We start from the raw sequence: 20,507 nt of genomic DNA on the forward strand, positions 1-20,507 counted from the left end.
ATCCGGCGATCGTCGCAGAAACGGCTCGGCCGGCCCACAGATTATTCCGTTCCCCCTGCCACCGACGAGGCGAACGTTGCTTGATGCGGCACTAGCTAGTCCTGCTGGGCCCCCTCGGAACCACCCTCGCTCGCACCACCGACCTTGCCGCCGACGAAGACCACGCTCAGTGCGAGAGCGGCCGCACCGGCGGCTGCCACCACCTTCATCCCTGTCCCCAGGAACTGCTTGCTCTCGCTGTCCTTCTCAGACACTTGCCGCACGTTCCGGTCGAGACGGTCGTGGAGGGCCTCCCGCTGCTCCCAGCTGAGGTCGTCCCGACCGAGGTCGGCCCGCAGGGCGTCCCGCTGGTCCTGCGAAGCCCGGTAGAAGTGCTCCTGGCTGTTCTCGTTGGCCGCGAGCGTGGACTTGTGGGCCTCCTTGACCGCATCGATGTCGGCCTTGCCCAGGTCCTTGAAGGCGGGGAACTGCTCGATGAGCTTGAGCCGTACCCCGGTGGCCATCTCAGGCATCGCGGCCGCGAACTTGAGCACCTTGTTCTTGGACATGCTCCGCCAGGTCTCGATCCCCAACTTCCGTTTGACCGCTGCCTCGTCCGCGCTGCCCATGCCCTGACTCCGTCCGCCGTCCCCTGACGTCTCCCGGATCCTAGCGGTGCCCATCGCCAGGCAGCGGCGCGGTGCCGGGGGAGCCGGAGTACTGCCGGGCGACCCCGGGCGAGGCCTTGCCGTCCTTGGGGAACCCGGTTGTCGTCCACGGCCGACAACTCGGCCCGCACCGCCCGCCGCGCCAGGCGGGTCCGCATGTCCTCGACCGGCCAGGTCGAGGACAGAAAAGCAGCGTGCAGCGCTGCGCATCCGCTCGGCCAGCACCAGGACGGCGGTGCGCACCTGCTCCACCGACTCGCGCAGCGCACCGGTCAGCTGCCGCGCCCTACAGGTGCGGGCCGCCGACCCCCGCCACCCCGGCCTGCCACGGCGGGTGCCGGGCGTGGACGTCGTACGTCGACCTGGGTGCCAGCGCCTGGCGCCTGTTCTGGACCTACGACCACCTCGACGCCGACGGTCACCAGGGCGACGCCGAGAGGGATGGCACGGTCACCGTGTTGATGGTCGGTCCGCACCTGTAGCGCCAGGACGCCCCGCCGACCCGGGCCCGGCGTGGCGCCGGGCACAGCCGACAGAGAGAAGGGGGACTGGGGATGAGCGCCCAGCCCGCCGAACACGGGCCCGGCGGCGGCCGTCTCGGTCTGCCGCCGATGGACACGCTGCAGGAACTGCGCGCCGCGCTGCGAGCCAGCCACGGCTTCCCCGGCGACGCCGAGCGCCTGGACACCGAGCTCGCCGCCCAGTTGCTGCGCCGCGTGCCGGCTGACCGGCACGACCAGGTCCGAGCATGACGAACGCCCCGCACCAGACCGGTACGGGGCGTCGTGCTGCGAACGTCAGGCGGGGCGGATGTGCTCGGCCTGGGGGCCCTTCTGGCCCTGGGTGACGTCGAAGGTCACCTTCTGGCCCTCCTGGAGCTCACGGAAGCCCTGCGAGTCGATGTTGGAGTAGTGGGCGAAGACGTCCGGGCCGCCGCCGTCCTGCTCGATGAAACCGAAGCCCTTCTCGGCGTTGAACCACTTCACGGTGCCGGTGGCCATGCTGCTGCTCCCTGGTCGGGGACGAGATACGCGCTGGTGCGTACCCCTGGGGTTGAGGTGATCGCCCTGGTCCTCCGACTGCCGGTGCTGCGGTACTTCGGATCCACGACTGCTAACTCAGACGGTACCCACGACAGCAGAGATCATGCAGCTGCTCCCCCGGGCCGGCGCAGGGACGTGTTCTGGCTGCCGTCCTCGCGGACGAAGCCCGTCAGCGCGACGAGCTGCGTGCGTTCCTGGAACAGTGGTGAACCCGGCGCCGACGGGCTGGGACGGCTGGGGCTCATGCCTTCGGCGTGCAAGGCCACCCGGACCTGCGCAACGAGTTCTACGAGCACGCGCGGTGCCGTCCTGGACACCGAAGCCCGCTCGCGGGCCACGATCGCCAAGCTGAAGAAGACCGTCGCCGCGAAGAACAAGGAGCTCAGCCAGCTCCGGGTCGACGTTCCCGCCATGGTCTGCGTGGTCAACCAGCTCACTCTGGAGAACCAGAGCCTGCGCGACGAACTCACGACCGATGGCCCCAACGTCGTGCCGTTCAAACGGCGCCCGCCCCGGTAGCGAACACCTGGGTGCAGGGAGGCCGAACGCGGTGGGCGCCTTTCGGACGAGGCGAGGTCACGAGCCGAGCCGGCCGAACCCAGGAGCTATCCGCATCGCCTCATCGTGCGACGGACCCGCGAGCGTTACGCCGCCGTCCAGGACCTCCTGCGGCACCGCATCCTGCACACTCGCTGACGACATCACCATCCGTCCATATTCACGCTTCCGGAGGCAGGGCCCAAGTTCACGTCCTACTTCGGTCAGGGGGCCTTGCCGAGGAAGAGAACATTCGGGGCCATCTTTTGGGAACCCCATACCTGTGCGGGCAAGTAACCGCTGGTGTCCATGCCGATGCAGTCGTACGGCTTGAAAATGGAATAATTCTCCCCTTGAACGCCGTCGAGATATCCGTGGACCAAGCGCCAGCCGAAGTCTCCGACGTCGAGGAGGGTGAACCAGTTGTGGGTGGGTGCCACCTTGGATTGGACCGCTGGCGCGCGATCACCGGCGCCCACCTGGTCGCCGTGGTCCGCGCCGGCGGCAGGTTCGAGAACAGCGCCCTGGTCGAGCGCACCGAGGTGGCGGCGTGACCGAGCTCCTCAGCCCTGGCAGCCACACAGCCGAGGTGGAACTGCAGATCGACCAGGTCACCATCGTGAACTCGGCTGAGGCCATGGCCACGGTGCGCTGCATCCTCGGCCCGGTCCGTCGCGGCGCCCGCTTCGACCACATCCGCGACTCGGCAGAAGCCATCGACCTGGAGCTGACGCAGATCCTCGCCTACTTCGGACGATCCGTCGACGAACTCGACCCCGTCCACACCGGGCTGGCGACTCTCCGGGGCACAGGAGTACAACTCCTGACCTCGGCTGCCCCGCACTCCGGCTGGCAGGCCATCCGGGGAACCAACCCGCGGCCATGACCAAGCCATCCACAGGTATTGACTATTGCTCGGGTTGAGCTCTGCCAACTCAGACGAGAGTTGAGACTCAGGCCCTGGTAGCGGCTGGCGGTGACCCGGCCGCCGTAATCGATGTACATCCCGCTGGGGGAATGGTCCAGGTAGGGTCCGTCAAACTGCCAGGTCAAGGTCGAACCGTCGTTCCAGGTCAGAATCTCGGTGCCCGACCCGAGGGAGTCCGACCCGTGAGGGCCGCCACAGGAGATGCCGGTGAAGCTGCCGGTGAACGAGGCCAGACCCTCGGCGGTGGACCCCGAACAGTTTCCGCCCACCTCGGCGTGGGTGACGACCTCGTCCTTCGGAACGTCATCCAGCCCGGGAAAGAACGTGCCGGTATCGACGCCGTCATCGCATGTCACCCCCGGTTCCGCGGCGTCCGCGCTGGTGGCGGCAGCGGGAAGAGTGAAGGCGACCGTGGCGAGAAGTACCGCAGCGACCGTGGCTCTACGCGCAGCAGGCATGAACGTCCATCCTTCGGGTGAGAGCGGCCGGCGCCACCTGCTGCCAGCCACGAAAGCACCGCGCCTACCGGACCACATCCGGCACGAACCATCCGGCCTACCCCCCTCCAAGCCCTCCCTGACGTGGGTCTCACCCGGTGAGCACACGCCCGCTCAAAGGACGTCTGGCCCTGCCGGTCGCGGTCCCGGGCTCGCACTGGGCGTTGGCGGAGTCTCGGCGAGCCTGGCCGGTGGCGAACCACTCTGTCCGGCGTCACTGGACCCTGACCGTTCGCCACTGAGCGTTGACGACCGGTAGTTTCCTGCCACTGGAGTTTGGCAGGGTGGGACTCGGCGGCTTGGAGGAGAGGGGACTCGCTATGAAGGCGGTAGATGATGACGAGGCCGCTGCGGCCCTGACGTACCTCGCTGTGATTCAGATTCGCGCTATGGCCCGGCGGCGACAGCCCTTCTACCAGTGGATGGGCGATGACTATGTCGTCTGCATCGGGTGGCTTGCCGACCTCGTGCACAACCTGGCAGGGCCTCGTGGGCGAACGAGGCTGTGGAGGCTCCGCCGGAAGCGGCGCCGCTGTATGGAATACACCTGGGCAGTGGCAGGGGAGACTGGCCGGAAGTGGATCATCGACAGTTTGGAGGCGGAAGGACTCGTGTGGGAACCGCCGTCGGACACGTGCCTCCCACGTGAGCGCGACAACCGCGCGTGAGAGCACGTCGTGCCCCAAACGGGATGCGGTCAAACTCACCCGGGGACGACACCGATGGCGCCAGTCAAGAAATGCCATGATCCCTGAGCTTGGCATCCCCGATCCGTCTCATGAAACCTGGCGAGCTGTTGAGCGGCGCGGAAGAGTGCAGTCGGCAGCCCGCTGACCTGCGGACTGCACTGTTTCGTGCGGTGGGCCGGGTGCCGTCGACCGCGCGGAAGGGCGCAAGCCGATGAGCAAGGTTCGACCCGCGCTGGCGGACGGGCGGTCCGCTGATGAGGCGGAAAGTCCGTTGACCAGCGGAGACGTTGGCGAAAGTCCAGCCGACTGCACTCTTCCGCGCGGCACTGAACTACCTACTGCACTGTTCCCTGCGGTACTGCACTCTTTGGTGCCGCTCGACACGAGCCTCAGCCCAGCACGAGCGCCACCGCCATGATCAGTGAGACTGGGCAGGCACGACCAGGCGACGGGACGCGCCATGCACGGACCCACGGCGCAGGTGAGGGCAGCAGCAGTCACACCCCACGGTCCCGAACCGGATAGAGCCTGACGTGCAAAACCCGCACCTCCCGCCACGGATCGTCCGGAGCGGACACCAACGCGGTCACCAGCTCCCGCTTGTTCGGAGCGGGCAGCACCAACAGACCCAGGTCCTTTGCGGTGCGGGCCTGCACGCACCCCGGGCGCTCCAGCCGGTCGGGGCCGGCCTTCTCCCGCAGCTCCAGCTTCGAGCCCTCCTTCCCGCCGATCGAGCCCCGGCACGTCCAGCACGGGCGCAGCGCGGCGTTGGCCGTGCGGACGGCTTCCAGCTGCTCGAAGTCCGTCTGGTCTGTAGACGTCATGGAATCGCCCGATCAGCAGCGGAACGGCATCCTCCGGCTTGTTGCTGCTGACGCTGTGTCATGGCTCAGGGCACGCCGTACCCCAGCGACCTGTCCGACACCCGATGGGCCCTGATAGAGCCGACTCTGACGGCCTGGAGAAAGGCCCGGCTCGACCGCAGGCCCACCGGACAGCCGGCGAAAGTCGACCTGCGCGACGTCTTCAACGCGATCCTCTACGTCAACCGAACCGGAATCCCCTGGAAATACCTTCCACACGACTTCCCCAACCACGGCACCGTCTACGCCTACTATGCCGCGTGGCGCGACGAGGGAATCTTCGCCCAGCTGAACTACGGTCTCACCGGACTGGCCCGGGTGAAGGAAGGCCGCAAGCCCGAGCCGACTGCCTCGGTGATCGACACCCAGAGTGTGAAGACCTCCGCCAATGTGCCCGTGACCAGCCAGGGAACCGACGCCGCGAAGAAGATCGTCGGTCGGAAGCGGGGGATCCTCACTGACACGATCGGCCTGATCCTCGCCGTGGTCGTCACTGCCGCGAGCCTGTCCGAGAACGCCGTGGGAATACAGCTCCTTGATCAGGCCAAGAAGACCTGTCCGAGCATCTCCAAGAGTTGGGTCGACACCGGCTTCAAGAACGCCATGGTCGAGCATGGAGCCGGCCTCGGAATCGACGTCGAAGTCGTCCACCGGAAGTCCGACATCCCTGGATTCCATGTTGCGAAAAGGCGGTGGGTGGTCGAACGGAGTCTCGGGTGGATCATGCTGCGGCGGCGCCTCGCCCGCGACTACGAAACCCTCCCGGCCAGCTCCGAGGCCATGATCCACGTCGCCTCGATCGACAACCTCACCAAGCGCATAGCGGACGAAAGCACACCAACCTGGCGAGGAACCTACTAGGGCATAAGGTGCAATTAGCCCACACTAAACGCCCACTGAGGCCCGATCCGGTGTGCCGCCCGGAGACTACCGTCGTGCGGGTTCGCGCCGCTGTCTCCACCGCGTCGGCCCGCTGAATCCGGCGGCGGAACCGGAGAGCAGAACCTCCTCCGAGTCCCTGCGCCTGCCAGGGCAATCCCTGGACTGAAGGCCTGGAGGCCGCCACCCCGCGGGGTGACGGCCTCCAGTGCCTTCTTGGGGCCCTGGCAGGTTAACGCGCGCCTCGGACAGCAGCCCCGTCCGCGCGTCTTCTGGCTCCTGCCTCACGGCCGTGACCAGGAATCCGGCGGCCTCTCGGCCGTCCGCGCCAGCGATCGGCGCGAGGCAGGTTCGGGCGGCGAGGCGGCGGCCCGTCAGAGGGGAATGATGCGGGTGAGGTGTACGAGGTGGCTGTGAGTGTCGATGACGTACTCGGCCAGGCCGCGTCCGTGGGGGATCGGGAGTCGACGCCAGTCGCCGGCGCTGTCGCGGGCGCTGCTCTCCGGCAGCCATGGGTTCTCGGCGATCGCGACGATCGCGGAGAACAGGTCGACCGGCAGGCCGGGATCGGACAGGGCGTCCTGGACGGCTTCGGACGGCAGGACCGGCCACAGGCCGTCCGGCTCTTCGTCACTCACCCGGCAGGTCCCCGCCCCGCTCACGGCGCAGCCGTAGGACGTCGGCCATGGTGGTGGTGGGCAGGGTGGCGTTGCGGGCGGCGGCGATGATGCGGTCCTGGTCGGGGTCGGTGTCCATTTCGGCCTCGCACCACCAGCGGTTGAGGACCTGCTCGGCCTGGTCGATGGGGGCCTGGCCGAGTTCGCGGTAGAACTCAATCCGGCGCCCGCCCTGCAGGGCGGCGGTGATGCCGTCGGGGATGCGCGGCACTCGGGGCTGCGGTGGGTGGTGGTGGTACATGGGTTGGAGGCTCATCGGGTTCCTCCTGCCTCTGCCTCTCGGCACCACGGTATCGGGTGCCGGCCGGTCGCAGGGCCGCGCCCGCCATGGTCACTCCCGATCTCCACCGGCTGCGTCCGGGAGTTGGCTGGTCCTGCGAGACTGTCATCATGACCGCCAACCGCCGCAGCCTCGGGCTGCCCGCATTCTCCGAGCCCGCCGCCGACGCTCCCGCGCCTGCCCAGTCCGGCGGGCGCCAGCTGCTGCCAGTGGAGCAGGGCGCGGACTTCCGCCAGCCGCCTGGCGAGACCGCGCCAGCGCCCGCCCCGGCGCGGCGCCCGCTCGCCGCCGGCCTGACCTTCTCCGACCCGGACCGGCAGATTTGACCCGCTCCGACCATTCCACACAGCTCTGACCTGCGCAGGTTTCATAAACCGGACCAAGGCCGAGCCGCCTCGAAGCGGTCGCGAATCTATCCAAGGTTGTCGTTCCGGTGACGAGCCAGGGGTGGCGTCCCACATCGGGTTGTCGCTGAGCGCGGTTCGTCCCGCGTGAGCTTGTCGTCCGGGATAGCTACGCTTCCGGTCATGTGGAGACAAGTCGCCCGTGACGTGTTCCCCGACGCCGATTTCAGGGATCCCACCGACGAGGCAGTCCTCGCCGAGGCGGAGCGGAAGCTCGGGGAGGAGCTGCCGGCCGGGCTAAAGCAGTTGTTGCTGGAGAGCAACGGGATCGTCGGGCAGACCGGCGTGGACACCGTCTGGAGCATCGAGCAGATCGTCGAGCAGAACATCTACTTCCGGTCGGACGGCTCCTTCGCCCAGCTGTACATGCCGTTCGACGCTCTTCTGTTCTTCGGGGACAACGGTGGCGGCGACCAGTTCGCCTTCGTGCGGACGCCACGGAGGCCGGACGTCTTCGTCTGGGAGCACGAGACCGACAGCCGCCGTTGGGCGGCCCGTGACCTGCGGGACTACCTTGGACGCTCACTCGCCGAGGGTGGAGACGCCTGGTATCAGTAGTCCCATGCCCGGGTGCCCGCAGACCGGCCGGGAAGGAGGGGGAAAATCGTCTGCATGACGCCGCTTGCTTCCGCCGACAGCCGTTCCGGGCAACCGGCCGCCCGCCTTCCGCGCTCCCTCGGGGAACTGGAAGGGCCGACGGCCGGCCGGGTGGAGCTTCCGCTGCACCTCGCATGGTCGGGCCTTCGCAATTCGACCTGGAACAGCCGCGGCAGCGAATGGGCCTGTACCGGATCGTGCTGAACGAGGGCATGCGAGAGGACCTTCCACAGCTCCTGGACGCCGGCCTCCTCGTGGCACAGTGGCCGGTGCTGAGGACACTGGTCGGCCCCGCCGTCCGCACGGTGTGGGAGACCGCCTTCACCGAGCTCGCGATCGCAGCCCGCCCCGCCGCGGCGTGAGACTGACCCCGCTCCACCGGCGCCTACTGGCCGACGTCCTCGCCGTCGGCGCCCCCTACCAGCTTGTGCTGACCGACGGCTACGCCGTCCAGGCCCACGGACTGGCCGACCGGCTCAGCCAGGACCTGGACGTCGCGACCGAGCACCCGGCCGCGATGAAAGAGATCGCCGAAGCACTCACCGCAGGCCTGACCGAGCGGGGATGGCAGGTCCACGAGGTCGAGGTCGTCCCCCTGTCGGGCCGCCTGGTCGTCACCGACCCCGAGACCGGCGAGAGCTGCGAGGTCGACGTCCTCAAGGAACACCTCTGGAAGCCCGCCGTCCAACTGGAGTTCGGCCCCGTCCTGCGCGTCGACGTCGTCGTCGGCACCAAGATGCGCGCCCTCGCCGACCGCGGCTACGCCCGTGACCTGATCGACGTCCAGGCCGCCGCCCGCTGGTTCAGCCACCGGGACCTGGAAGACCTCGGACGCCGCCACGCCCGCGACACCTTCGACCTGGCCGAACTGCGTGACCGCCTGGCCGACGCGGACTGGATCGACGACGCAGAGTTCGCCGCGTACGGCCTCGACGGCGACGCGATCGCCGGCCTGCGGACGTGGGCGCAGGAGTGGGTTGGTGACCTGGACCGGCGCCTGGCCGCTGAAGGGGACTACGAGGACGGCTGACAAGGCCGCTTCCCTGGGTGCGGCCCCGGACGGCTACGGTGCCCGGGGCCGGGGCCTCCTCGCGTCGGGGCCGGTGTTCACTCGAGGCCAGGCCGCTACGTCAGGTGGTCGCTCCAGCCGGGGTGGCCGTTGACGCACCGACCCGAATCAGCCGCCGCCGGGCGTCTGCGTGCCGGAGGTGCCTCCGGTGGTGTAGGTGTGCCAGTCGCCCGGGCCCGACACACCGCAGAAACCGCCGTTGCTGACTTGGGCCCAGGCCACGACGCTCCAGGTGTCCGGGTCGTGGCTGTGGATGTTGGCTCCGTAGGGAGCCTGGCCGCCGGCAGCCCCGGAGAAAAACCCCTACAGGCCGCCATCGCCGACTACGCCGACATGGCCCTCCAGACCCTGCTCGCCGCCGCCCACGGCGTCCACGACGGCCTGCCCGCCGACCAACTGGACGACGCCGTCACCCGCATGCGGACCGACACCGGCACCCGAATGGCCAAACTCCTCGCCCAGACACAGCGCCTGTGGTCCGAGCGCCCGGCGGACCTGCAGACGATCGACGACATGGCCCACGTGCTGATCAGCGCACTCCTCGTCCTCACCGCCGACGGCGACCAGGAGAACGTGCTGCCGCTGCTCGCGCAACTGCGGGTCGGCGCGCTGGCCTCGGGAACCTGACACGGGAACGGTCGGCTCCGTTCAGCCGCACGGCCGCGCGCCGTCCGCTGTACGGCCCCGGTGCCGCGCTGTACGACAGTGTGATGACCACGGGGGGAGCGCAGACCGACTGGCGACAGGCCGAGGCCCCTCGCGCTCGAATCGGACGCAGTTGGTTAATCCGGGGGCCTGACTACTTCGCCCCGTCGAGCGGTTGCTCGGCGGGGCGAAGTGCTGCGAAGGGTCCCCGTTACGCATTGCAGCCGATCCCGCACCCTACCCGAGGTAGGTCCGCTGCCGCCGACGGATCATCCCGGATGTCCGGGACGGCAGTGGTCTACGTGGCTCGGTCGAGGAGGACCGCCGCTAGCGGGCCTGACCGCAGTGGCCCGTGCCCTCGCGGGGCACGGGCCACCACCTGGACATCAGTCCTGGAACTGCGGGCGGGCCTTCGTGGGTTGCGGCGCCGCAGGCCCCGGAGCCCCTCGATTCTCCGACGCACCCTCACACGCCCCGGCGCGCCGTCGTTCGGCCGTTTATGCCGCGTATATCTCCGCCTGGTTCGATGCCGGTCGGCGAACGGCGTCCCGCGGGAGCCGGTCCAGTTCCCGCGATGTGAGGACGGCATGCTCGAGCACCACAGCCCACCACGGCCGGTACGAAACCCGGTGAAACCACCGTTCCTCACTCGGCCTCGGGCATCGGGTGTGACGGGCGTACTGATCCTGGCCCTGCTCGCCACGCTGGTGCAGTTCCTCCCGGTGCTCACCTCGTCGGCGTCCGCCGCAGTGGCCGACCACTCGGTGGCGACCTGGAACATGCAGCGGAAGAAGAAGAACTGGCAGATCGCGCTGACCTACCTCCTCCCGGGGCGCGAGGCGGTGGCCCTCCAGGAGGTGCCGGACACCGTCACCGCACCGAGGGGCTACGACCTCTACTCGCCGGTGCCCAACGACCCGGTCGACATCGGGACCTTCAGGCGATCCGGAGGGGCGAAGAACAACACGTACTCCGTGTACAAGCACGAGTGGACGGTCACGGGCCGTCCCGCCCCGGACGCGGACACCGTCTACATCTACTACCTCAACACCAACAGCACCGGCACGAACATCGCGTTCATGACCCACGCGAACCTGGACGTCCGCGACGGGCAGGGGCAGGTCGACGTCATCGGCTGGCGGGACGACTTCGACGTTCCCGGCAAGTATCCGAAGCCCATGCTGGGGCTCAAGCTCGGTGACACCTGGTTCTACAGCGCGCACATGCTCACGGACGGTGGCGACGATGCCGTCGACCAGCTCACGGCGGTCGACGCGGCGAGGCCGGGGCAGAAGTGGGCGGTCATGGGCGATTTCAACCGCAAGCCGGCGACTCTGGCCGGGGCGCTCGCGGCGCACCCCGGGTAGCGCGCGATAAGGAGCCGTCAGGACACCCGGCCGACAAGCCCGGTACGGGAACGCGAACTGGACTACATGGTCGCGAGTGACCCGACGGGCATAGCCCAGGAGTACACCGGCTTCGTCCAGGGATACTTCAACGACACCCAGTCCGACCACCTGCCCGTCGGGTTCCGGCTGGAACCGAATCCCCAGGACCGTCAGAACGGGCGGGACCACTGTCCGCAGGGCCTTCCGCCGCTCCCCCGCGTCGCGGCCGTACCGGCCGCCGCCACCACCGCGGCCGACACCACCACCGCGCAGACACCCGCGAGCGCCGACCCGTCGGCACCACAGCACGGCAGGACCTCGGTCCTCACCTCGGCCTCCGGCAACCTGGTCGCCGACGTGACGGGCGGTTCACCGGCCGCCGGCACGGGGGTGCGCGCGGCCGCACCCGCCTGTGCCCCGCAGCAGAACTGGGCGACCTGGCAGAAGTCCGACGACACCTGGGTGATCGAGACCGGACTGACCAACGGCACCACCGCCGCAGGGCAGGGCAGCGTGCTCGGCCTCCCCACGTACGGCGACCAGGTGGCGATCCGCCCGATCGAGAACGACGCCACCGGAAAGCCCGACGGCAGTCCGGGCCAGCGCTGGCGGTTCGCCCCGGCCGACGTGGACGGCTGGTACCAGATCACCGCCGCGTCCACCGGGGCCTGCCTCACCGCCTCGACGGACGGGGCCGGCCTGGCCACGAAGGACTGCGACGGGTCCGACCGGCAGCGGTGGCGGCTGTCCATGCCCTGCTACGGGCCCGGTCACGCCGTTCCGGGATTCCCGGACACTCCGTGGCCGACCGTGGCGGACCACCCCGAGCTGACCTGGCCGTCCCTGCCCGCGCATCCGGCCATCGCCTGGCCGTCCGTCCCCGGCTACCCGAACATCCCCATGCCCGGCCACCCCGATCTGCCGGAGATCCGCTGGCCCGGGTTCCCGACCGTGCCGAGCCTGCCGTGGCCGACGATCGGCGGCCACCCCGAGGCCACCTGGCCTTCCGTGCCGGGTTTCCCGACCGTCCCCTGGCCCACGATGCCCGGACACGCCGACGTCCCGTGGCCGGTGCTGCCACTGCCCGGCAACGGGAACGACGACGGCACCGCCCTGGTCCCCGGCCTCCCGGCGGTCACCGACCCGGCGATCCCGGACCACCCGGGCCTCGCCTGGCCGACCGTCCCCGGGTTCCCGCAGGTCAAGTGGCCCTCCGTCCCCGGCAATCCGACCGTTCCGTTCCCCGGCCACCCCGCCATGCCCACCGTCACGTGGCCGGGCGCGCCGTCGTTCCCGTCCGTCCCGTGGCCCCAGCTGCCGGACCAGCCCTCCTGGAGCTGGCCGTCGATCCCGGGCTTCCCGACGATCCCGTGGCCGTCGCTGCCCGGTCTACCGAACGTGCCGTGGCCGACCACCTCGGGCTTCCCGAACGACCCCGCCGCGTCCGCCAATCCGCCCAAGGCCCCGGAACAGCCGAACAAGTGCGAGCCGGCGGACACCAACCAACCGGCCGCCGACGACGACGCCCCGCCCGGCCCCGGCGATCCCAACCCCGGTGGCGGTGGCACACCCGGCGGCGGCCCGTCCGTGCCCGCCCTCCCCGCCATCGGCCTGCCCGGCTTCCCGCCGCTGCCCAGCCTGCCCTCCTGGGGAGGCACCCCCGGCGGGCCGAGCTGGCCCAGCGGACCCGGCGGCGGTACGCGGCCGGAGCCGACCCAGGGGATCAGCATCGTCTCCGCCGCCGACGCCCAACTGGTGCCGGACGTACGCGGCGGCGTGCCCGCCGTGGGCACGCCCGTCCAGGCGTGGCAACCCAACTCGACCGACTCCCAGCGCTGGGCGTTCTGGGACCGGGGCAACGGCAACTGGCTGATCGAGTCCCGGCTCACCTACGGCGGCAACCGCCCGGAGGAGCGGCTGGTCCTCGGGCAGGACACCGCCTCCCACCGCACCGAGTTCCAGGCGGTGGCGGCGGACCGGACGAACCAGCTCTGGAAGTTCGCCGACGCCGGGAACGGCTGGTCGACGATCACCAACGGTGACGGCGGCGGCTGCCTGACCCTGTCCGCGTCCGGCCAGCCGCTGACGGTCGGCACCTGCGACGGCTCCGACCGCCAGAAGTTCCGCCTGACCGGCCCCACCGGCAGTGACGGCGGCGGTGACGCCGGCTCGGTGCCCGTCTACTCGGCGTTCCCGGGCAAGTGCCTGGACGTCACCGGAGGCAACACGGCCGACAAGACCCCGATCGACCTGTACGACTGCAACAACACCCGCTCCCAGCGCTGGACGCCGTCCGCGAGCAGCGGCGTCTTCACCCTGAAGGCGTTCGACAAGTGCCTGGACGTGGCCGGGGGCCTCACCAACCGCGGCACCCGGGTCGGCCTGTACACCTGCAACGGCACCCCTGCCCAGAACTGGCAGCAGGGCGACAACAGTTCACTCGTCAACCCCGCCTCGGGCAGGTGCCTGGACGTCACCGACGGCAACTCCGCGAACGGCACCGCCCTGCAGATCTGGGACTGCAACGCGACCGACTCGCAGCGCTGGGGCCTGGGCAGCGTCCCGCCCCGCGCGCCCCAGCAGCCGGCGCCGAAGCCGGGCACCGGCCCGGTGGTCAACCCCGGCGTCGGAGCCGGGCAGGTCTCCACCCTCGTCTCCGGGAACAACGGGATGGTGGCGGACCTGGACGGCGGCACCACCAACTCCGGTACGTCGATCAAGGCGCTCGGCGCGAACGGCAACGACGCGCAACGCTGGGTGTTCTGGGCCACCGCGAACGGGCGGTGGATCATCGAGACCCTGCTCACCGACGGGAAGACGGCGGCGGGCCAGGGCATGGTCATGGACCACGACCCGGGCAACCACCGCACTCACCTGATCCGGACCATGGACGGCAACGCCAACCAGCACTGGGCGTTCCGGGACGCGAGCAACGGCTGGTTCTGGATCACCAGCGACACCGACAACAACTGCCTCACCGCCAACAACCCCGGCGAAGCCCTCGCCATCAGCCCCTGCGACGGCAGCGACCGCCAGAAGTGGCGCCTCGACAACGTGGCCCAGGGGCCGTCCGCTCCCCAGCCGCAGCCGCAGCCGCAGCCGCAGCCGCAGCCGCAGCCGCAGCCCGGCGGCGGATCCTCCGGCGGGTCGCCCGGCGGTCCGGTGGTCGGTCCGAACATCGGCAGCAGCCAGGTCGCCACGCTCCGGTCGAACAACAACGGGCTGGTCGCCGACCTCGACGGCGCCAACACCGCCTCCGGCACCTCCATCAAGGCACTGGGCGGCAACGGCAACGCCGCCCAGCGGTGGGCGTTCTGGGACGCGGGCAACGGCCAGTGGATCGTCGAGACCCTCCTCACGGACGGCAAGGCCGCGCCGGGCCAGGGCATGGTGATGGACCACAACCCCGGCGTCCACCGCACCCACCTGACGCAGAACCAGCAGGGGAACGCCAACCAGCGCTGGTCCTTCCGCGACGCGGGCAACGGCTGGTACTGGATCGTCAGCGCCACCGACGGTGGCTGCCTCACCGCCAACAACGCCGGTGAGCAGCTCGGGGTGTGGCGGTGCGACGGCTCCGGAGGAGGCGGCGGCAACACCGGTGGCGGAGGCGGTGGCGGAGGCGGCAACACCGGTGGTGGTGGCCAGCCGTCCTCCGACTGCGCCCTCCAGTCCCCCGGCGCGGAGCGCCAGGGCTCCTGGATGTGGAGGAACTTCACCATCTGCCGCGGCCAGACCTTCGAGGCCACCGGGAACCCGGACCAGTGGACCGTCCTGAAGATGGAGGACAACGGTGAACTGGCGCTCTGGTACACGGAGGTCAACGAACTCGGGCAGGAGCGCCGGGTGAAGGAGTGGAGCGCTCCGGGCAGTGCCGGCTGCGGCACCCGGGCGACCATGCAGACGGACGGCAACTTCGTCGTCTACGGCGTCGGCAACCAGGCCTGCTGGTCCTCCGGCACCGCCGGCTACACCAACGCCTGGCTGGAGATCAACCAGTCGGGAACGCTCTCGATCTGGTGGACCGACCAGAACCTGGCCCAGATCGGACTGGGCGGGCTGCTCACCTGGATCGGCTTGATCCCGCACCTGGAGTGGAGGGCCGGCACCCAGCACAAGATCTCCGTTCCCAACTGCGGCAGGATCAAGTGCTTCTGACGCCGGATCCTGACCGATCGCGCCGCTGACGGCGTCCGGTGAAATCGAAGGCCCGCCCCCATACCTGGCGGTTCCTAACGGTCGTTGCAACACGTGGTCGGTTGTCTAGGCCGCGATGAGTTTAGCCAGACGCTCGGCTGGGGTTTCCCAGCCGAGCGTTTTGCGTGGGCGGCGGTTGAGCTGGTCGGCGACGGCGGCCAGCCGTTCGGGGGTGTGGACCGACAGGTCGGTGCCCTTCGGGAAGTACTGCCGCAGCAGGCCGTTCCTGTGACGCGAGGTCCACCGCCAGCTCGCCCCGCACACCGAGCCCATGCCCGGCACCCGCGACGCGTTCGCCCCGGTCGCCCATCGACCCCGCCACGAGTCAGCTGATCGTCCCCGACATCCGGCGCGGCCGAAGCCACAACCTGCGGCCGCCACCCAGACCGAGCGCCGCTTCGACCTCGTCGACCTCGATCCGTTCGCGTACACGACCCCCGCCAAGATCCGCGCGCTCGTCGACCACCTGGCCGGGATCGAGGATCAGCTGTGCCTCCTTCGCGCCCAGCCGGGGATGCTCACCTGCGGCGCCATGCCCGAGTACCTGTTCCGCCGCACCGGCGGCGTCATCGGCCTGCTACGGCGACTGATCGAGGACGGCTGCACCGAGGCGATGGCCCGCGGCCAGGAGCGGCTGACCACCGAGCTGCTGGACGGCGCCGTCATCCGACCCGAGCAACTCGGCGATCTCGACGCCCTGGCCGGTGAGGTCCCCGCCATCCCGACCGTCACTCGACCGCAGGTTCTGTCCGTACAGGATCGGTACCCACCCGCAGGTGGGGCGCTTGGGCATGACATGGTGTGCGTGAAGTCAACAACCGCCACCATCCCTCAAGGAAGAGGTTCTACATGAGCAGCGACGTGAAGTCATCTGAGAACCCGGAGAACACCGAGAGCCCGGAGGCCACGGAGGCTGCCGAGGCCCCCGCGCCAGCCACCCAGGACGACGTCAAGGCCCGGTTCCTCGCCGCTCTGGAGCGCAAGCACGGCGCCAAGTCCGATAGCGCGGCCGGCGGCCCGAGTGGCGACTCGAAGATCCACGGCGCTCACGGCGCGGTGGGCGGCAAGCGCAACTTCCGCCGCAAGAGCGGTGGTTGATGAGTCCGGTTCACGCCGGTGGCCGCCAGGCCTGGTCCTGACCGGGCGGCCGTAGCTGTACGCGACAGGCAAGGTCTTCGTTCGAGTGCGCCGGGTGCGGGGCCTTGCCTGCCGGGGATCGGCAGGGCACGTGGAGAAGGCGGCGCCGGGTGCCGGCCCCGGAGGCCGTCCCGCCGAGCACCGCCGCCCTCCTCTACAGCGCCGCCATCCTGGTGACGGGCACGTCCCTGTGTCTCGCCGCCCTGGTCCCGGCCACCGCACCCGCCGCCCTCGCCCTGCTGCTCCGCGCCGCCCGACACCTGGGGCCCGGGCACGACGCACTCGAGCGTCTGGACAGCGTGACCGTGCTGTTCCTGCTCGGCGCTCGGCCAGTACGAGCGGTTCCTGCGCCAGCCCGGCCGCTGGCTCTACGTGCCGTTGGCGGATTGCCCGTGCCACGATGTGCTTGGGGGCCGGGACAATGTGCAAGCCATGCTCGATGCACTGCCGTCGGCTGCACGCCGTGAACTGAGCCAGATCGTGGCCAGGCTCGACGCAGAGTTCGAGCGTCGCACCTTGCCGGATCCGTATGCGTCCCGATGGTTGACCAGCCCTTGGTGGGACTTGCCGAGCTGCCCCTGGTGGCACCGGCGGTTGACCAAGCCGTAGGCGATTCCGCGAGGCATCGGCCGCTCCCCGCCGCGGGCGGAAGGCCTTCAGCGGCGGGGATGGACGCACGAGAGCAGACTCGCTTGGCGGGGTTCATGGAAGTGACTACTCCGGTGCCGATCACGGTCAACCGACCCAATGTGGCTGGTCAACGCGACACTATGTCGGGTTGACCAGCCGTATTGCTGCTTGGGAACGCTTCCAGCCCTCCGAGCATGCGAGAGGCCGGAAGCGTCGTTGCTAGTCAGGCGGGGTTCGTGGGGCGGGCCAGAGGGAGGGGCGGGTGGCGCCGGCAGGTGTGGGTGTTCAGAGGTCGGCGCGCAGAGCGGGAAGATAGCCGTTTGCCTGGCCGGCGGCGTTGGGGTGGTACGAGCCGGAATTGAGAATGAGGCCGTTGAGGAACGGAGCCGCGTCGCAGAGCTCGTGGCCGGCGAACGGGGTGGCCACGTCCTGGTAGACGAATCCGGCGCACTTGGCGACCTCGCCCTCGATGACGCTGTTGAGCGTGTCGGCCCCTCGGTTGAGCGCGGCACGCTTGGTGGCGCCCATACCGGCGCAGAGGCTGGGGCTGGCCGGGTTGAAGAACCGCGGGTAGCCGGTGACCACGACACGGGCACCGGACGCACGCTCCCGTACCGCGCTGTACACGGCGTCGAGGCGGGCCGGCAGCTGAGTGCGGGCGGTCTGTTCGGCCGTGTCGACGGCGCCGACGCAGGTGTTGTCGCCGCCGAACTGGCAGCTCCGCATGACGTCCTTGAAGTCGACGTCGTTGCCGCCGACGGTCAAGCTGACCAGGGTGGTGGTCGGGCTGAGCGGGGCGAGCTGGGTGGCCGGGACGTCGGTGGTGACGGCTCCGCCGCACGCCTGGAAGCTGAATGAGGCCGGTGCCGTCTGCTGGGCGAACAGGGAGGGGTAGGCGGCCGCGCTGCGGTGGCAGGTGTCGTCGAGATAGCTGTCCACGACGAACCGGTGCCCGCGGCGTAGGAGTCGCCAGGATGGTGGAGGTGGAGCTGGGGCCGGTGGCGACGCGCAGTCCGTCTGCGGGGGCCTGCTTGAGCTGGGCGGGCGTCTCGGCTCAGATCAGGTCGGTGTGGCCGGAGCGCAGCGACTGGTAGCGGCTGTCGGCGTCGGGCAGCACCCGGTAGACGAGCTTGTCGGCGTGGCCCTTGTCGCCCCAGTAGGAGGGGTTGCGGGCGACGGTCACCGAGACGCCCGGCTGGACGCTCTCCACGGTGGACGGGCCGGAGCCGACTGCGGGTGCGTCGCCGGCTGGGGCCTGGAAGACGTAGCCGAGGGAGCGGGTGAACAGGTTGGGGAAGGCCGCGTTCGGAGTCTTGAGGGTGAAGACGACGCTGGTCGGGCTGTTCACTGTCATGCCGCCGATGGTGGCGGCGTCGGTGGCGCAGGAGCACTTGCTCTCCGGCTTGGCCAGCCGGTTGACGTGGTCGGCCACGGCCTGGGCGTCCAGCGGCTTGCCGTCGCTGAACTTCACGCCTTCGCGCAGCTCCAGGGTCCAGGCAGTGGCGTCCGCGTTGGAGGTGAAGGCCTTGGCCAGATACGGCTTCACGGCGCCGTTGTCGCCGGTGACCATCAGCGGGTCGTACAGCGCGTTGGCGAGGACCAGCACGGGGAGCGAGGTCAGTGTGCCGTCGGCCGGGTCGAGCTTGGCGAACGGGTGGTCCAGGCCGACTCTGAGTGTGCCGCCGTCGGTCGCCGGGCCGTCGGCGGCCGGGGCGGCCTGGGCGGAGCCGTCGGACACCGGGTCGTCGGAGGCCGAGCAGGCGCCGGCGGTGAGTGCGAGGGGGACGGTGCAGATGGCCGCTGTCAGAACGTGCTTGTGCCGTTTTATGGTTCCTCGGTCTCCTCGGAGGCGTGCCCGTTCGGCTGCCGTCGCGACCAACCATAGAAAAGTGGCGTCGCTCCACGGCATCGAGACTTGCAAGGCGCAGATCCGGCCCCGCCCCCGGCTTGGACCGGCACCCCGGGCGGTCGGCACGGGGTGCCGGCCGTCCCGGGGCGGGCTCTGCTGGCGAGGCAGGCCCTATCTCAGGCCGTAGTCGTAGCCGCCGGGGAAGGCGACCTGTCCGACGCGCCGCGCGGAGACGGGGTGGACAGGAGATGCCGGCCGGGGCGGGCCCGCAGCCAAAGGCCTCGACCAGGGAGCGCGTGATGCGGAGGTGCGGCCTACCGCGGTTCGGTGCTGTACGGGCTTACGGCCGGCGCATCGGGCGCGGTTCGCCGAAGCGTTCCTCGAACTCGGCGTCGCTCAGGGCCTGGAGTTCCTCTCCGGTGATCCGGCCCGCCAGCAGGTCGGCGAGGAAGACGGGGAGCGGCGCGGCACGCATGGTGTCGGTGATCCCGCCGGACACGGTGTGGACCTCGCTGTCGACGCGACCGTCGGGATGCAGGGTGTAGGTGCGGTAGCCGGGGCCCTGGAAGGTCCGGTTCAGGTGGTCGATGCTGAAGAAGGTCGACGGGCACACGTACACGGGGCGCCCCTCGAACTCGCCGGACAGGTCACCGTGCAGGTGGCCGGCGCCGATCGCGCGAATCTTGGGGAAGTCGCTCATCAGTGCGGTGAGTTCGCGGTAGCTCTGGACGTCCGGGGCGGTCTGGAGCAGCGGCGGCTGGTGCAGCCACACGAAGACGTGTTCCGCCCGGGTGGTGGCCAGGATCGCTCGGGCGCGTTCCTCCTCGACCGGGGTGAGGCCGGGCTGGGCGGGCCGCGTGCACCCGGTCGTCGCGGTCGCGGTAGGTGCCGTCGGCGGCGGCCTCGCGGCCGTGCGCGTTGGTGTCGAGGAACAACATCAGCCAGTTCCCGAGCCGGACAGCGGGCTCCACGTGGACGTTGGGGCGGGGCAGGCAGGCCTGCAGTGTGTCCTGCCGGTCGTGGTTGCCGGCGAGGCAGTAGACCGGGGTGGGGAGTGCGTCCAGGACCTCGCCCATCCGCTCGTACGCGACCGGCTCGCCGATGTCCGTCAGGTCTCCGGTGGCGACCACCAGCGCGGCGTCCGTGATCGCCTGCTTCGCGTCCGCGAGGACGGCGGCGAGCCCGTCGTCGGGTTCGTGACCGACGAAGCTCCGGGCCCCGGAGCGTCCCGGAGGTGCAGGTCGGATATCTGGACGATGCCGATGGTTCCGGTGTTCGGAGCGGCCGGGTTCGTGTGTCGCTTCATGCGCCCTCGCTTGGTGAGGAAAGACCACAGGTTCGTCGACGGACGCTCCCAAGGTAGAGAAGTGGCACGACTGCCAAATGGCATTCATGCAAATCTCTACCGGCCGCTGGCTTGCGATGCGGGGCCACGAAATCACTTTGACGACACTGCCTAGTAGGGCTTGGTCAGGTTTGTATGGATGTGGGTATGTCGCGGTGGCAGGTGGGGCAGGCGCCGGCCCAGGTTGCGAGGAGGAACTGCATTTC

At 69.9% G+C, this 20,507-nt stretch carries 23 protein-coding genes and 2 pseudogenes; 13 read left to right on the forward strand and 12 right to left on the reverse strand.

Annotated features, from left to right (window positions below; translation table 11 throughout):
- Window positions 1–95: 95 nt before the first annotated feature.
- Window positions 96–608, reverse strand: a complete 513-nt coding sequence (locus tag ACIP37_RS36875; RefSeq protein WP_363586076.1) for a hypothetical protein — start codon at window positions 606–608, stop codon at window positions 96–98.
- 593 nt (window positions 609–1,201) lie between these two features.
- On the opposite strand from ACIP37_RS36875, the gene ACIP37_RS36880 reads away from it, so the two are divergent.
- Window positions 1,202–1,399, forward strand: coding sequence for a hypothetical protein (locus tag ACIP37_RS36880; protein ID WP_363633129.1), 198 nt, complete (start codon window positions 1,202–1,204; stop codon window positions 1,397–1,399).
- A 45-nt stretch (window positions 1,400–1,444) separates the two neighbouring features.
- Here the strand turns inward: ACIP37_RS36880 and ACIP37_RS36885 are convergent, their stop codons facing one another.
- Both ACIP37_RS36885 and ACIP37_RS36890 read right to left on the reverse strand, forming a co-directional pair.
- Window positions 1,445–1,648, reverse strand: a complete 204-nt coding sequence (locus ACIP37_RS36885) for a cold-shock protein (RefSeq protein ID WP_363586077.1) — start codon at window positions 1,646–1,648, stop codon at window positions 1,445–1,447.
- A gap of 143 nt (window positions 1,649–1,791) precedes the next feature.
- Window positions 1,792–1,935: a hypothetical protein gene (locus tag ACIP37_RS36890; protein WP_363633131.1), complete on the reverse strand. Its 144-nt coding sequence runs from the start codon at window positions 1,933–1,935 to the stop codon at window positions 1,792–1,794.
- Here ACIP37_RS36890 and ACIP37_RS36895 point away from each other — a divergent pair.
- Window positions 1,934–2,209 carry a hypothetical protein gene (locus ACIP37_RS36895; RefSeq protein WP_363586078.1) on the forward strand — a complete coding sequence of 92 codons (276 nt, stop codon included), beginning with the start codon at window positions 1,934–1,936 and terminating at the stop codon, window positions 2,207–2,209. The genes ACIP37_RS36890 and ACIP37_RS36895 overlap by 2 nt on opposite strands.
- Before the next feature lie 242 nt (window positions 2,210–2,451).
- Here the strand turns inward: ACIP37_RS36895 and ACIP37_RS36900 are convergent, their stop codons facing one another.
- Window positions 2,452–2,667, reverse strand: a complete 216-nt coding sequence (locus tag ACIP37_RS36900) for a hypothetical protein (protein ID WP_400812414.1) — start codon at window positions 2,665–2,667, stop codon at window positions 2,452–2,454.
- A gap of 110 nt (window positions 2,668–2,777) precedes the next feature.
- On the opposite strand from ACIP37_RS36900, the gene ACIP37_RS36905 reads away from it, so the two are divergent.
- Window positions 2,778–3,113, forward strand: coding sequence for a hypothetical protein (locus tag ACIP37_RS36905; protein WP_363586080.1), 336 nt, complete (start codon window positions 2,778–2,780; stop codon window positions 3,111–3,113).
- 1,725 nt (window positions 3,114–4,838) lie between these two features.
- Here ACIP37_RS36905 and ACIP37_RS36910 read toward each other — a convergent pair.
- The gene (locus ACIP37_RS36910) at window positions 4,839–5,165 is read right to left on the reverse strand and encodes a hypothetical protein (protein ID WP_400812412.1); all 327 of its coding nucleotides are present in this window, start codon (window positions 5,163–5,165) and stop codon (window positions 4,839–4,841) included.
- A 60-nt stretch (window positions 5,166–5,225) separates the two neighbouring features.
- Between ACIP37_RS36910 and ACIP37_RS36915 the strand changes: the two genes are divergently transcribed.
- The gene (locus ACIP37_RS36915; RefSeq protein WP_400812410.1) at window positions 5,226–6,065 is read left to right on the forward strand and encodes an IS5 family transposase; all 840 of its coding nucleotides are present in this window, start codon (window positions 5,226–5,228) and stop codon (window positions 6,063–6,065) included.
- A gap of 392 nt (window positions 6,066–6,457) precedes the next feature.
- Here the strand turns inward: ACIP37_RS36915 and ACIP37_RS36920 are convergent, their stop codons facing one another.
- Window positions 6,458–6,721, reverse strand: coding sequence for a hypothetical protein (locus ACIP37_RS36920; protein ID WP_363633140.1), 264 nt, complete (start codon window positions 6,719–6,721; stop codon window positions 6,458–6,460).
- Entirely contained in the window at window positions 6,714–7,016 is a 303-nt protein-coding gene (locus tag ACIP37_RS36925) for a hypothetical protein (protein WP_400812409.1), read from the reverse strand. Before ACIP37_RS36925 ends, ACIP37_RS36920 begins: the two co-directional genes overlap by 8 nt.
- Window positions 7,017–7,150: 134 nt before the next feature.
- On the opposite strand from ACIP37_RS36925, the gene ACIP37_RS36930 reads away from it, so the two are divergent.
- The 7 genes and pseudogenes from ACIP37_RS36930 to ACIP37_RS36960 all read left to right on the forward strand — a co-directional run bounded on the left by ACIP37_RS36930 (window position 7,151) and on the right by ACIP37_RS36960 (window position 15,301).
- Window positions 7,151–7,366, forward strand: coding sequence for a hypothetical protein (locus tag ACIP37_RS36930; protein WP_363586085.1), 216 nt, complete (start codon window positions 7,151–7,153; stop codon window positions 7,364–7,366).
- 201 nt (window positions 7,367–7,567) lie between these two features.
- The gene (locus ACIP37_RS36935) at window positions 7,568–8,002 is read left to right on the forward strand and encodes an SMI1/KNR4 family protein (protein ID WP_363586086.1); all 435 of its coding nucleotides are present in this window, start codon (window positions 7,568–7,570) and stop codon (window positions 8,000–8,002) included.
- A gap of 54 nt (window positions 8,003–8,056) precedes the next feature.
- A pseudogene (locus ACIP37_RS36940) lies at window positions 8,057–8,403 on the forward strand (transcriptional regulator).
- On the forward strand, window positions 8,400–9,071 hold the full coding sequence (locus ACIP37_RS36945; protein ID WP_363633147.1) for a nucleotidyl transferase AbiEii/AbiGii toxin family protein: 672 nt from the start codon (window positions 8,400–8,402) through the stop codon (window positions 9,069–9,071). The pseudogene ACIP37_RS36940 and the gene ACIP37_RS36945 overlap by 4 nt, the downstream one beginning before the upstream one ends.
- A 282-nt stretch (window positions 9,072–9,353) precedes the next feature.
- Window positions 9,354–9,737: a hypothetical protein gene (locus ACIP37_RS36950; protein ID WP_400812407.1), complete on the forward strand. Its 384-nt coding sequence runs from the start codon at window positions 9,354–9,356 to the stop codon at window positions 9,735–9,737.
- A gap of 686 nt (window positions 9,738–10,423) precedes the next feature.
- Window positions 10,424–11,122: a hypothetical protein gene (locus ACIP37_RS36955; RefSeq protein ID WP_400812406.1), complete on the forward strand. Its 699-nt coding sequence runs from the start codon at window positions 10,424–10,426 to the stop codon at window positions 11,120–11,122.
- Window positions 11,123–11,188: 66 nt separating this feature from the next.
- Entirely contained in the window at window positions 11,189–15,301 is a 4,113-nt protein-coding gene (locus ACIP37_RS36960) for an RICIN domain-containing protein (protein WP_400812404.1), read from the forward strand.
- A 105-nt stretch (window positions 15,302–15,406) separates the two neighbouring features.
- Here ACIP37_RS36960 and ACIP37_RS36965 read toward each other — a convergent pair.
- Window positions 15,407–15,568 (reverse strand): annotated as a pseudogene (locus ACIP37_RS36965) (IS30 family transposase); the annotation flags it as partial.
- Window positions 15,569–15,611: 43 nt separating this feature from the next.
- On the opposite strand from ACIP37_RS36965, the gene ACIP37_RS36970 reads away from it, so the two are divergent.
- Entirely contained in the window at window positions 15,612–16,193 is a 582-nt protein-coding gene (locus ACIP37_RS36970) for a hypothetical protein (RefSeq protein WP_363586090.1), read from the forward strand.
- Window positions 16,190–16,438 (forward strand): DUF5302 domain-containing protein, encoded by a 249-nt coding sequence (locus tag ACIP37_RS36975; protein ID WP_363586091.1) that lies wholly within the window; start codon window positions 16,190–16,192, stop codon window positions 16,436–16,438. Before ACIP37_RS36970 ends, ACIP37_RS36975 begins: the two co-directional genes overlap by 4 nt.
- A 954-nt stretch (window positions 16,439–17,392) precedes the next feature.
- On the opposite strand, the gene ACIP37_RS36980 is transcribed toward ACIP37_RS36975, so the two are convergent.
- The 4 genes from ACIP37_RS36980 to ACIP37_RS36995 all read right to left on the reverse strand — a co-directional run bounded on the left by ACIP37_RS36980 (window position 17,393) and on the right by ACIP37_RS36995 (window position 20,350).
- Window positions 17,393–18,046 carry an SGNH/GDSL hydrolase family protein gene (locus ACIP37_RS36980; RefSeq protein WP_363633156.1) on the reverse strand — a complete coding sequence of 218 codons (654 nt, stop codon included), beginning with the start codon at window positions 18,044–18,046 and terminating at the stop codon, window positions 17,393–17,395.
- 115 nt (window positions 18,047–18,161) lie between these two features.
- Window positions 18,162–18,845, reverse strand: coding sequence for an ABC transporter substrate-binding protein (locus ACIP37_RS36985; RefSeq protein WP_400812401.1), 684 nt, complete (start codon window positions 18,843–18,845; stop codon window positions 18,162–18,164).
- Window positions 18,846–19,296: 451 nt separating this feature from the next.
- Entirely contained in the window at window positions 19,297–19,656 is a 360-nt protein-coding gene (locus ACIP37_RS36990; protein ID WP_363586094.1) for a hypothetical protein, read from the reverse strand.
- The gene (locus ACIP37_RS36995; RefSeq protein ID WP_400812399.1) at window positions 19,604–20,350 is read right to left on the reverse strand and encodes a metallophosphoesterase; all 747 of its coding nucleotides are present in this window, start codon (window positions 20,348–20,350) and stop codon (window positions 19,604–19,606) included. The genes ACIP37_RS36990 and ACIP37_RS36995 overlap by 53 nt, the downstream gene beginning before the upstream one ends.
- Window positions 20,351–20,507 lie beyond the last annotated feature (157 nt).

The organism is Kitasatospora sp. NPDC088861, from assembly GCF_044750105.1.
Lineage (GTDB): Bacteria > Actinomycetota > Actinomycetes > Streptomycetales > Streptomycetaceae > Kitasatospora.